Raw genomic sequence first — 11,467 nt, 5'->3', positions numbered from 1 at the left:
GTTGCGGTCCGCTGGCCGCGCGTCAAGGGATTTGGGCGAAACGGCAGGGAAAACCCGCACCAAGGACAGCCTCAGTCCGCCGGGCGCAACTCCTGGCGAAGGTGTTCCGGCAACGTCACGGGCAACCGGCAGGTGAATTTCTGACACACATACGCCGCCGGGAGGTCCCGCCCCGCCATCAGCGGTACTGCGGATCCAGGCGCACCGGACGCGATCGCCGTACCCCAAGGCGCGTCAGCGAACGCAACCCGCACAAGCTCCCGCGCGCCGTCGGGAGCCGTGGTGACGATGGCGATTTCGAGGGGGCCGGTGGCGATCGTCTCGGCGACTGCGAGGGCGCGGCCGGCGAAGCGGGGTGCGCGATGGGCGATGGGCGACGAGGCCTGCAGCGCCTGCTGGGCGGCGGCCTCATACCGGTCTGATCCGGTCAGGCTCGCGAGCGTGGTGAAGGCCTCGGCGGCCAGGCTGACTCCCGACGGGGTCGCGTTGTCCGTCGCATCCTGCGGCCGCCACACCAACTGCTCAGCATCGGCAGCCGTGTCGAAATAGGAGCCATCAGCAACAAACTGCTCCAGAACCCTGTCCAGCAAGGCCTCCGCGACCCGATACCACTCGTCATCACCAGTCGCACCCAGCAACGTCAAGAATCCTTGAGCAGCCGCCGCATAGTCCTCGAGTACGCCGTCCGCACTCCCCCGTACCCCGTCCCGCGACGTCCGGTACAGCCGCGCGCCGTCCAGATGTACCTCCCGGATCAACCGCGCCGCCGCCTCCGCCGCCTCGACGTACTCAGGCCGCTCGAGCACAACCCCGGCGCGGGTGAGCGCCGTGATCGCCAACCCGTTCCACGCGGCAACGACCTTGTCGTCCCGCCCCGGGTAGGTGCGCGCGCCCCGTGCCCGCTGAAGCGCTTCACGCACCCGGTTCCACCGATCCACGTCATCCGGGTCCTGCCGAAGCTGCAGAACCGACGTACCGTGCTCGAAGGTTCCGGTCACGTCGCACAGCTCGATGGCCCAGTCGGCGTCGTCCCCGACGGCTTCGCGCAGTTGCTCCGGCGTCCAGGCGTAGTACTTGCCTTCCTCCCCATCGGTGTCGGCGTCAAGCGCGGAGGCGAAGCCGCCTTCCGGCGTCCGGAGCTCGGCGAGCAGGAACCCGGCGGTCTCCTCGGCGACGCGCTTCGCCAGCGGGTCGCCGCTCAGAGTCCACCAGTGCGTGTAGACGTCGAGGAGCAGCGCGTTGTCGTACAGCATCTTCTCGAAGTGCGGGACGATCCACTGGCCGTCCACGGAGTACCGCGCGAAGCCGCCGGCGAGCTGGTCGTACATCCCGCCCCGGGCCATCCGATCGCAGGTGTGGGCAACCATCGCCAGCGCGTCCTCGTCGCCGGTCCGGCGGTGGTGGCGGAGCAGGAAGTCGAGCACCATCGACGGCGGGAACTTCGGGGCCCGCCCGAAGCCGGCGTCGACGGGGTCGAAATCGAGCTTCAGCAACTGGACCGCCTGCGCCAGGTCGAACGCCTCCTGCCCCGCGGGTTGCTGCGCGCCGAGCTGTTCGACGACGCGCTTCCCGATCCCGTCGAGCTGCTCACGCCGGTTCTGCCACGCGTCGGTGATGGCCTCCAGCACCTGCCGGAACGACGCCATCCCGGCGCGGGAGTCCTTCGGGAAGTACGTCCCGCAGAAGAACGGCTCCCCCGCCGGCGTCAGGAACACCGACATCGGCCAGCCGCCCTGCCCGGTCATCGCGACGGTCGCGGCCATGTAGACGGCGTCGACGTCCGGGCGCTCCTCCCGGTCCACCTTCACGCTGACGAACCGCTCGGCCAGGTAGGCCGCCGTCTCGGCGTCCTCGAACGACTCGTGCGCCATCACATGACACCAGTGACACGCGGAGTACCCCACCGACAGGAAGATCGGCACGTCCCGTTCCCGGGCCTCGGCGAACGCCCGCTCCGACCACTCCCGCCACTCCACCGGGTTGCCCGCGTGCTGCCGCAGATACGGACTGGTCGACTGTCCGAGCTCGTTCGCCATACTCCCCACCGTATGCGGCCGCGATTGAATAGGACCGTGCCCGTCCATCCTTTGCTCGCCAGCCGCTTCAGCCCACTGATGTTCGACCCCGCGTGGACCGTCACCGAGGAGGACGTCGAACTGCTCCTCGACGCGGCGCGCTGGGCGCCGTCCGCGGGCAACTCGCAGCCCTGGGCGTACTTCGTCGCCCGCCGCGACGAGCCCGACCACAAGCGCATCGTCCGGCACCTCGCCCGCAGCTCCGCCCGCTGGGCCCCGAGCGCCTCGCTGCTGATCGTGACGATGGCCCACCGGTACGTCGAGGACACCGACTGGGCCTACTCCGATTTCGCCGACTACGACCTCGGCCAGTCGGTCGCGCACCTCACCCTGCAGGCCCACGCCATGGACCTCGCCTGCCGCCAGTTCCGCGCGTTCGACCTCGAAACCCTGACCACCGACCTGAACCCAAGCCCCGGCTGGCACATCATCTCGATGATCGCCGTCGGCCGCCCCGCCGAACCCCGCCCACCGGACCGCGACCGCCGCACGACTGCCGATCTCCGAACGGCCCCTTGGGACTAGATCGTCTGGGACAGGGCGACCGAGAGGCCGAGGGTGAGGGCCATGATCAGGAGTTCGACGCCGACGACGCGCCAGAACGGGCGGCCCGACTCCAGGAGGTCAGTGTCGGAGCGGCTGCGATGGAGCGCGGCGAGCACGATCAGGAGTAGGAAGGCAGCGACCTTTGCGATCAGTAGGCCGCCGTACGCGTCCTCGGTGACGGTGTCGATGATCGAGCCCCAGCCGCCGCCCTTCGCGGCCAGTCGGCCGGCGGCGCTGATCAGGCCGCTGATCAGGACGGCGATCGACGAGATCAACGCGACCTGGCCGTACCGTTCCAGCACGATCGGCAGGCCGGTCCGGCTCGCCCGTCCGTAGCGGACCAGGCCCGCGAGCCCGCCGACCCAGGTGGTCGCCGCGATCACGTGGATCACCAGGGCCGCGCCGGCGAGAACGACGTACGACTCGTTCCTCGGGTACGCCGTGACCGCGGTCGGGACCAGTGCGGCGATGGCGACCAGTACGCCGAGACCGGCCGCCGAGGACGTCTGCACCCGGCGGATGCCGATCGCCAGCGCGAGCACCAGGATGCCGGTGATCAGCAGCGCCTTCACCTCGGGTACGCCGAGCGCGTCGTCGAGCCGTAGCCGCAACAGCCGCACCGGGGTGTTGAGCAGGAGCGAGGCCGTCACGATCGCGCCCGCGAACGCACACACCGCCCAGATGATCGCCGAGTTGCTCGCGTCCCGGACCGCGCGCCGGCCCTGTACTCCGAGCGGTCCGCCCTCGATCCGCAGCAGTACGACGGCCGCGAGCAGCGCACCCGCACAGCCGACCGTGGCCAGCGTGGAGATCAACCGGAGCAGCGGCAGCAGCCAGGACACGAACGCCCCCGGCCCGCCGATCCCGCCGGCGTCGTACGGTTCGCTGCCGGCGGCGTACAGCGCCGCCACCAGGGCGCCCGAGGCGACGAGGACAGCACCGACCCCACCCGCGACCAGGCGTCCGGGCATGCGGTGCCGGGCGGCGCGGGTCGCGGTCACCGGAGGGACGAGTCGTGGGCACCATTCAGCACGCGGCTCACTATAGGGTCAGCCGAAGGTGGGCAGCCCAGTCCGACACCATCTCGTGACCAGGGTGTTTCCCAGCTCCCAGGAATCAGTTACAGCACCGGCATCGAGTCAGTGCTCAGAGTGGTCCTTGGAGTCACTCGGCGTCTGGGTCGGAGCCGTAGTCGTCGGCGTCGCATCGGTTGCCAGGGTAGGCGAAGGGTCCGGAGTCGCAGGGCCGTCGGACGGTGCTGGGTCGTCCGCACCATCGCGATCGAAGTCGATCCGCTTCAGCTGCTTGCCCATGTTGCGCCACAGCAGCACCGTGGCGGCACCGAGCGCCAGCACGATCAGCAGCGCGACCCATCCCGGCTTCACGACGTTGGGGTCGATCTCGGCCGTCTGAAGGGAGATCATCGCTGTTACCACGCCACCATTGTCTCATTGTCCGCAGCCGCCCTCAGCGCAACCCCGCGAACAGGTCGTTCTCGGGCAACTCCGACTCGACCAGACTCCGCGCCAACTCGTAGTCCTCGGTCGGCCAGGCCGCCTGGTGCACCTCCAGCGGTACGGCGAACCACGCACCGTCCGGGTCGATCTGGGTGGCGTGCGCGAGCAGCGCCTTGTCCCGCACCTCGAAGTACTGCGCGCACTCCACCCGCGTGGTGATGCGGCGCTCGTTCTCCGGGTCCGGCTTCCAGTCCTTCAGGCGCTCGGCGTACGGCGACTCCAGGCCGCGCGCGAGCATCCCGTCGTGCAGCGCCTTCATCCGCTCGTAGTGGAACGTGTGGTGGTAATACAGCTTGAGCGGCTGCCACGGCTCGCCGAGCTCCGGGTACGCGTCCTTGTCCCCCGCCGCCTCGAACGCGGCGACGGTGATCGTGTGGCACATGACGTGGTCCGGGTGCGGGTAGCCGCCGTTCTCGTCGTACGTCGTGACGACCTGCGGGCGGAACTCGCGGATCAGCTTCACCAGCGGGGCGGCGGCGTCCTCGACCTTCTGCGCCGCGAAGCAGCCCTCCGGGAGCGGCGGAAGCGGGTCACCCTCCGGGAAACCGGAGTCCACCCAGCCCAGCCACTCCTGCCGGATCCCGAGGATCTCGCGCGCCGTGTCCATCTCCTTGCGGCGGATCTCGGTGATGTTCGCCAGTACTTCCGGGCGGTCCATCTTCGGATTCAGGATCGATCCGCGTTCCCCGCCGGTACACGTGGCGACCATCACCTCCACGCCGTCGGCGACGTACCGGGCGGTCGACGCGGCGCCCTTGCTCGACTCGTCGTCCGGGTGGGCGTGCACATGCAACAACCGAAGATCTCCACTCACAAGACACAATGGTCCTCCAACGCATGCGAAAACCCACGACCGACCCCCTGGACACCCCTGTGACCGAGTCTTCTGCCGCCACTCCAGCCTCCGACCTGAACGCCCGCTACGGCCGCGGCGGGCGGTCCCGGCGGCCGCTGCTGATCGGCGCCGTGGCGGTGGTCGTCCTGGCCGGACTGACCTGGCTGATCTGGGTGGCGTGGGTGCAGTCGAACCCGCCGGTGACCTCGCAACTGCAGGGATTCGAGATCGTCTCGCCGACCAGCGCGAAGGCGACGCTCAAGGTGGACCGCAGCAAGTCGGTGGAGGCGAACTGCCGCGTGCAGGCCAAATCCGCGGACTTCTCGATCGTCGGCGAGGTAACGGTCACGGTCCCCGCCGACTCCCCCCGTCACCAGACTCTCCCGGTAACCCTGACCACGCAGCGCTCGGCGACCTCGGTCGTCCTGGTCGGCTGTACGACGGCAGACCAGCACCGCCCGCGCTAGCTCGGCCCGTCGTACTTCTTGAGCGCCGCGACGAGCGCCGTCTCGCTCAGCTTCAGGTGCTTGCGCAGTACCTGCTCCCGCACCGCCGGAGCGTCCGGTCCGCGCGCGAGATCGGCGTACAGCGAGTTCACGGCGGCCTGCCCGTACTTGGTGACGAGGTACTCGACGATGATCCAGCTGACGCCGTAGCTGTCCTCGTCGTAGTCGCCGTGGAAGACGCCGTCGATCGGGAGCACCACGAGCGCCGAGACCTTCTCCCGGAGCAACGTACGGCGTTCCGCGGCGAGCTCCTGCTCGTACCCGTTCTGCGCGGCGAGCCGGTTCTCGACGTACATGGCGAATCCTTCGACCAGCCAGGTCGGCGCGCTGTTGCCCAGCAGCCCCATCGCCGCATGGGTGAACTCGTGCGCGAGCAGCAGCCGGCCGGCCCGGGTGCGCTGATCGGGGTTGATCACCACCCGGCTGCCGACGACCTTGAACTCGCTCGCCTCCGGATTCGCCGGAGCGAAGTTGTGCGCGGCGACGGCGGCCGCGGGATGACCGCCGGTGCGCCACTCGGGATCCATCGAGCGGTTGTCGGCCATCGCGATCACCAGGATCCCCGCCTGGACCCGCCGGGTCGTGGACCGCACGATCGGGATCGCCGCCTGCGACTCGTGCGCGAGCCGTTCGGCGTTTGGCCGTTCGCCCACGGGAGCGACGACGACGACGCCGGGCCGGCGGACCACCTCGATCGCGCCGAGATCCCAGGGTTCGCGGTACGCCTTGAGGTCCGCCTCGGCCGCGAGATCGTCGTCGACCAGCAGCCAGCGACCGTCGCGTTCGGCGAACGTGTAGCCGAGCCCGGTGGCGCGCGGAGCCGCGTCGATGCCCGCGACCTGGATCAGCATGAGAACGCGGACCGCGCGGACGCTCGGTCCGTGCTGCGCCTGCACTTCCGGTGCCCAGTTGGCATCTACCTGATAGCTCAGCCGGGCGAGGCCGAGCTTGCGCAGGTTGGCGAAGACCTGCTGATCGCGTTCCCGGAGCTTCTTGTTCGCCGGGTCGACGTACTGGAGGTACTGCGACAGCCGCCCGGTAAGCACGGCGGTCGCGCGAGTTTTCAGGATGGCGCCGGCGCCGGCGCCGGCCAGCATCCGCTCCTCGACCGGTTGTTCGGACACCGTCGGCGTGGGTGTGGCCGCCGATGAGCTCGCGGGCGGGTCGTCCCGGCCTGCGACGGCCCAGGTCGTGGCGGCCGCTGCGATCGCGAGTACCGCGGCGACCGCTGTCCACCGCCGGCCGCGAGTCGGTCGCGCGCCATCCGTTGTCACATCCACCATGTCCCCCCAGGCCCCCAGGCGTCGGTCTCCGGGAGCGTAGGAAAGGTCAGGTCAGCGGTCAATCGGAGGCCCGGTGGCAACCGATTGCCGGGAATCTGCTCAGGGCGGACGGAATCGCGTTCAGCAAACGTTTTCCAAGCGTTTGAGACCGGCGAGAGCCCCTGCGTATCCGGCGGTCTCTTGCTACGCTCGTTTGATTGGTCGCCGTCGACGACGGCGGCCAGCAGTATTTCCTGCCCATCCCACCGACACAAGGAGCAGCCCGTGACGCAGAAGATCGACGAGGACAGCGTTGTCTGGCTGACGCAGGACGGTTATGACCAGCTGAAGTCCGAGCTCGAGCACCTCAAGGGCCCGGCCCGTGCCGAGATCACCCAGCGGATCAGCGAGGCCAGGGACGAGGGCGACCTCAAGGAGAACGGCGGCTACCACGCCGCCAAGGACGAGCAGGGCAAGATCGAGGCGCGGATCCGGCAGTTGGAGGACATGCTCCGCCGGGCCCGGGTCGGCGAGACCCCGAAGGCCGGCGGCAAGATCGAGCCCGGCATGAAGGTGTCCATCAAGTTCGCCGGTGACGACGACGTCGAGACGTTCCTGCTCGGCTCCCGCGAACTGCTCGCCCTGGACGCGTCGGTGGACATCGACGTCTACTCGCCGCAGTCTCCGCTGGGCGCCGCGATCCTCGGCAAGAAGAAGGGCGACAAGGCCTCCTACGAGGCCCCCAACGGCAAGGACGTGACCGTCGAGATCGTCGGAGCGGAACCCTTCACCGGCTGACCCACCAAAGCTCCAGCGCCCCGGTGGACGAACCACCGGGGCGCTTGGCTTTCCGGGCCGGTAATTCGGAGGCGGCTTCGCAGCCTGCGGTTCAGACTGCGGAGATGGACGCTGCGGGCGGGTACGACGAGGCTGAGCTGTTCGGCGGGTTGGCCGCCGAACAGTGGGCCGTGGCGTCGCGGGCGGATCCGCGGCGGGACGCCCCCTTCTACCGGGAGATCATCCGGACGCAGGGTGGGCCCGCACTGGAGCTGGGGTGCGGGTCGGGGCGGTTGCTGCTCACGTACCTGGCCGAAGGTCTGGATGTGTCCGGGTGCGACATCTCGCGAGACATGCTGGCGGCCTGCCGGCAGGAGGCGGCGCGACTTGGTCTGGATCCGACCCTGTACGAGCAGTCGATGCAAGATCTCGCCGTACCAGGAACGTTCCGGACCATCTACATCCCGTGCGGAAGCTTCGCCTGCGTGATGGACCGGCAGGAGGCCCTGCAGACCCTTCAGCGCTGCCACGCTCAGCTCGACCTCGGCGGCGTACTCGCCTTCAATGTGTTCCCGGTCGGCATCAACTACGCCGAGCCGCCCGGCGACGACTTCCCGACTCCCTGGGAACGCGCGATCCAGGTCGACCTACCCAACGGCAACCGCCTCGAGGTCTCGTCGCGGTGGACCGCGCTCGACCGCGTCGAGCAGAGCTGGCAGGAAGAACGCCGGTACGACGAGTACGCCGGAAGCGACCTGCTCCGCACCGAGACCCGCTCCGGCCAGGGCCGCTGGTACTTCCGCAACGAACTCCTGTGGATGCTCCAACTGGCCGGCTTCGCACCCGGCGACGTCACCGTCACCGGCGACTTCACCCCGGCTCAGTTCGGGCCTCGGCACGGCTACACGATGGTGATCACTGCCTTCCGCCGCTAGTGCGTGGCCGGGGCGAAGAGTTCGAGTTGGATGTTGTCCTGGTCGCGGAACACGAGGACCGAGGCGTAGGGCTCGTCCGCGATCGGTGACTGGGTCAGGGGCTTGTCGGCGGTGTCGGTGCGGACGACGCCGTGGGCCTCCAGGTGGTCCTGCCATGTTTCGAGATCGGCCCGTGTCGCGACCGTGAAGCCGGCATGGTCCAGCCCGGTCGCGGTCTCGGCGAACAGGGCGCCGTCGTTCGTGTCGTGGCGGTGCAGGGCGATCATCAGCCGGCGGTCCGCGTCGGCGAGGATGCGGCCGACACCGCCTTGGTGCGGTACGTCGAGCACCGGGTGGACGTCGAACACGTCGCCGTACCACTGGACGCTCGACTCGAGGTCGGTCACGGTCAGCGCCAGATGATGGAGTCCGGGCTGCGGGACTGTGGTCATGATTCCCCCTCGTACTACTTGGATTCCCCGTACTGCGCGAGGAACATCCGGGTCACGTCCTCGGTGAGACCGGTCCAGCGGTCACCGCCCGGGTCGTTGGAGATCTGCTGGCCGACCAGGCCGGTGGTGATCGCGGTCCAGATGTCGAGGTGCCGTGGATCGTGCACGCCGTTGCGTGCGAGGAGGTCGCGGGCCAGCGCCAGGGCACGGACCGCGACCTCGTACGACTCGGGCGACGGCGTGAAGCCGGGCACCGAGTGCTGGAACAACAACTGGTACCGCGCCACGTCGGACACGCAGAAGTCGACGAAAGCCCGTACGGAGGCGGCGAGATCCGCCTCCGGATCGTCGCTCGCCTCCAACGAACTCATGAACTCCACGAACGACTGCGCGGCCTGCGCGAACATCGCGTCCAGGATCGCGTTCTTGGACTCGAAGTACGCGTACACGGTCGGCGTGGTGATCCCGGCGCGCTTGGCCAGCTCGCGCAACGACAGCGCGGCCAGCCCGTTGTCGCGCACCAGACCCCAGGCGGCCTCCAGCACCGCCGCCCGGGCACTGGCCCGGCGGGCCGCGCGCCAATCACCATCCGAACTCTTTAACACAGTTCGAATTATTTGCACACCGTCTAAATCGTGTCAACGCCCAGTGGCACTCCGGTACTTGCGCACGGCGAGCGGGGCGAAGACGACGATGATCGCGGTGCACCAGATGAGGGACAGCCAGACCGGGTGCTGGGCCGGGAAACCGTCCGGGCTGGCGAAGGGCGACGGATTGCCGAACAGGTGCCGGCAGGCCGCGACGATCGAGGAGATCGGGTTCCACTCCGCGACGGGTTGCAGACCGCTCGGCAGGTTCGGCGTGGGCACGAACGCGTTGGAGAGGAAGGTCAGCGGGAACAGCCAGATCAGGCCGGCCGACGCCGCCACCTCGGCGCTACCCACCGACAGGCCGATCAGCGCGCCGACCCACAGCATCGCGAACGCGAACAGCAGCAGGATCGCGAACGCCGCGAGCGCCTGACCGAAGCCGTTGTGCCACCGCCAGCCGACGATGAAGCCGCACAGCACCATGATCAGCATCACGAACGCGTTGAACACCAGGTCGCCGATCACCCGGCCGGCGATCACCCCGGACCTTGCCATCGGCAACGACCGGAACCGGTCGATGAGGCCCTTGGACATGTCGTCGGCCAGCCCGACGCTCGCCGACGCGACCGCGAACGCCATCGTCTGCGCGAAGATCCCGGACATCAGGAACTCCCGGTACGCGCGCGCCCCGGGGAAGCCCGGGATCGGGATCGCGTTCCCGAACACGTAGGCGAACAGCAGCACGAACATGATCGGCTGGATGGTCGCGTAGATCAGCATGTCCGGCGTCCGCGGGAACCGCTTCAGGCTCCGCCACGCGAGCACCCCCGCGTCCGACAACGCCCGGCCGATCGGGTTCACCCGGGCCGGCAGCTCCGCACTCACAGCGACTCCTTCTGTTCGGCCTCGTGCCCGGTCAGGGTGAGGAACACGTCGTCCAGCGTCGGGCGCCGCAACCCGATGTCGGCGATCCGGATCGCCGCGGCGTCGAGGGTCCGGATCACGTCGACCAGCGTGCTCGAGCCGCCCGGCGCCGGCACGGTGATCCGCCGGGTGTGCTCCTCGAGCGTCGTCGACTCCGGATCGGCGATCCCGAGCGCGTCGGTCAGCAGTTCCAGCGCCCGCACGGTGTCGCCCTGATCGTGGACGACGACCTCGATCCGCTCACCGCCGACCTTCGCCTTGAGCTCGTCCGCCGTACCGCGAGCGATCACCGAGCCGTGGTCGACGACCGCGATGCTGTCGGCCAGCTCGTCGGCCTCTTCCAGGTACTGCGTGGTGAGCAGGATCGTGACGCCCTCGCGCACCCGGTCGCGGATGATCTGCCACAGGTCGAGCCGTGAACGCGGATCGAGACCCGTCGTCGGCTCGTCGAGGAACAGCACCTTCGGGTGCGCGATCAGCGACCCGGCGAGGTCCAGCCGGCGCCGCATACCGCCGGAGTACGTCTTCAGCGTCCGGTCCGCAGCCTCGGTCAGATCGAACGTCGCGAGCAGTTCCTCCGCCCGCTGCTTGGCCTGCCGGCTGCTCAGCCGGTACAGCCGGCCGAACATCCACAGGTTCTCGCGGCCGGTGAGCAGCTCGTCGACCGCGGCGTACTGCCCCGACAGCCCGACCAGCGACCGGACCGTGTCCGCCTCCTTGACCACGTCGTGCCCGAGCACCCGGGCGGTCCCGGCGTCCGGTTTCAGCAGTGTGGTGAGCACCCGGACCGCGGTCGTCTTGCCCGCGCCGTTCGGCCCGAGGAGACCCAGCACGGTCCCTTCCGGCACGTCGAGGTCGATCCCGTCGAGTGCCTTGACCGCGGTCTTTCTGCCCTTGAACGTCTTCACGAGGCCGGTTGCCTCGATAGCAGCCATCCGAACGTCCCCCTTCTGGATGTGACGCAGGCCACCATCCTGCCCGAGAACGCCGACAATTTCACTCCCAAATTATATTGAGCGTGATCGACTCAACTTTGTTGATACTTGAGTCGACATGACTCAAGGCAGCG

The 11,467-nt window shown here is 68.9% G+C and carries 13 protein-coding genes; 4 read left to right on the top strand and 9 right to left on the bottom strand.

The features are described 5' to 3' along the window. Positions 1-71: 71 nt before the first annotated feature. A complete protein-coding gene (locus E0H92_RS10585; RefSeq protein WP_131467191.1) occupies positions 72-2,036 on the bottom strand; it encodes a thioredoxin domain-containing protein in 1,965 nt (654 codons plus the stop codon). 36 nt (positions 2,037-2,072) lie between these two features. Between E0H92_RS10585 and E0H92_RS45465 the strand changes: the two genes are divergently transcribed. Then, entirely contained in the window at positions 2,073-2,600 is a 528-nt protein-coding gene (locus tag E0H92_RS45465; RefSeq protein WP_272948852.1) for a nitroreductase family protein, read from the top strand. On the opposite strand, the gene E0H92_RS10575 is transcribed toward E0H92_RS45465, so the two are convergent. The 3 genes from E0H92_RS10575 to mca form a co-directional block, all read right to left on the bottom strand. Next, on the bottom strand, positions 2,597-3,622 hold the full coding sequence (locus E0H92_RS10575; RefSeq protein ID WP_131467189.1) for a copper resistance D family protein: 1,026 nt from the start codon (positions 3,620-3,622) through the stop codon (positions 2,597-2,599). The genes E0H92_RS45465 and E0H92_RS10575 overlap by 4 nt on opposite strands. A gap of 138 nt (positions 3,623-3,760) precedes the next feature. Continuing rightward, positions 3,761-4,045 (bottom strand): hypothetical protein, encoded by a 285-nt coding sequence (locus E0H92_RS10570; RefSeq protein WP_131467188.1) that lies wholly within the window; start codon positions 4,043-4,045, stop codon positions 3,761-3,763. A gap of 43 nt (positions 4,046-4,088) precedes the next feature. Continuing rightward, a complete protein-coding gene (mca, locus tag E0H92_RS10565) occupies positions 4,089-4,952 on the bottom strand; it encodes a mycothiol conjugate amidase Mca (RefSeq protein WP_131467187.1) in 864 nt (287 codons plus the stop codon). A 59-nt stretch (positions 4,953-5,011) separates the two neighbouring features. Between mca and E0H92_RS10560 the strand changes: the two genes are divergently transcribed. Further along, a complete protein-coding gene (locus E0H92_RS10560; RefSeq protein WP_238173368.1) occupies positions 5,012-5,440 on the top strand; it encodes a DUF4307 domain-containing protein in 429 nt (142 codons plus the stop codon). On the opposite strand, the gene E0H92_RS10555 is transcribed toward E0H92_RS10560, so the two are convergent. Continuing rightward, positions 5,437-6,753 carry a peptidase MA family metallohydrolase gene (locus tag E0H92_RS10555; RefSeq protein ID WP_131496493.1) on the bottom strand — a complete coding sequence of 439 codons (1,317 nt, stop codon included), beginning with the start codon at positions 6,751-6,753 and terminating at the stop codon, positions 5,437-5,439. The two genes, E0H92_RS10560 and E0H92_RS10555, sit on opposite strands and share 4 nt — an antisense overlap. Before the next feature lie 273 nt (positions 6,754-7,026). On the opposite strand from E0H92_RS10555, the gene greA reads away from it, so the two are divergent. Then, positions 7,027-7,539 (top strand): transcription elongation factor GreA, encoded by a 513-nt coding sequence (gene greA, locus E0H92_RS10550; protein WP_131285734.1) that lies wholly within the window; start codon positions 7,027-7,029, stop codon positions 7,537-7,539. A 104-nt stretch (positions 7,540-7,643) separates the two neighbouring features. Beyond that, entirely contained in the window at positions 7,644-8,453 is an 810-nt protein-coding gene (locus E0H92_RS10545; protein WP_131496093.1) for a class I SAM-dependent methyltransferase, read from the top strand. Here the strand turns inward: E0H92_RS10545 and E0H92_RS10540 are convergent. From E0H92_RS10540 to E0H92_RS10525, 4 genes are read right to left on the bottom strand one after another with little or no spacing between them, the layout of a single operon-like run. Then, positions 8,450-8,884: a VOC family protein gene (locus E0H92_RS10540; protein WP_131496092.1), complete on the bottom strand. Its 435-nt coding sequence runs from the start codon at positions 8,882-8,884 to the stop codon at positions 8,450-8,452. The two genes, E0H92_RS10545 and E0H92_RS10540, sit on opposite strands and share 4 nt — an antisense overlap. Before the next feature lie 14 nt (positions 8,885-8,898). Then, on the bottom strand, positions 8,899-9,489 hold the full coding sequence (locus tag E0H92_RS10535) for a TetR/AcrR family transcriptional regulator (protein ID WP_238173367.1): 591 nt from the start codon (positions 9,487-9,489) through the stop codon (positions 8,899-8,901). 33 nt (positions 9,490-9,522) lie between these two features. Next, on the bottom strand, positions 9,523-10,359 hold the full coding sequence (locus E0H92_RS10530) for an ABC transporter permease (protein ID WP_131467183.1): 837 nt from the start codon (positions 10,357-10,359) through the stop codon (positions 9,523-9,525). Next, positions 10,356-11,333 carry an ATP-binding cassette domain-containing protein gene (locus E0H92_RS10525; protein WP_131467182.1) on the bottom strand — a complete coding sequence of 326 codons (978 nt, stop codon included), beginning with the start codon at positions 11,331-11,333 and terminating at the stop codon, positions 10,356-10,358. The genes E0H92_RS10530 and E0H92_RS10525 overlap by 4 nt, the downstream gene beginning before the upstream one ends. Positions 11,334-11,467: the final 134 nt, after the last annotated feature.

This window comes from Kribbella speibonae (assembly GCF_004331375.1).
GTDB classification, from domain to species: Bacteria; Actinomycetota; Actinomycetes; order Propionibacteriales; family Kribbellaceae; genus Kribbella; species Kribbella sindirgiensis.
Note: the sequence above shows the minus strand (reverse complement) of the source record. Positions and strands in the feature narration are given on the sequence as shown.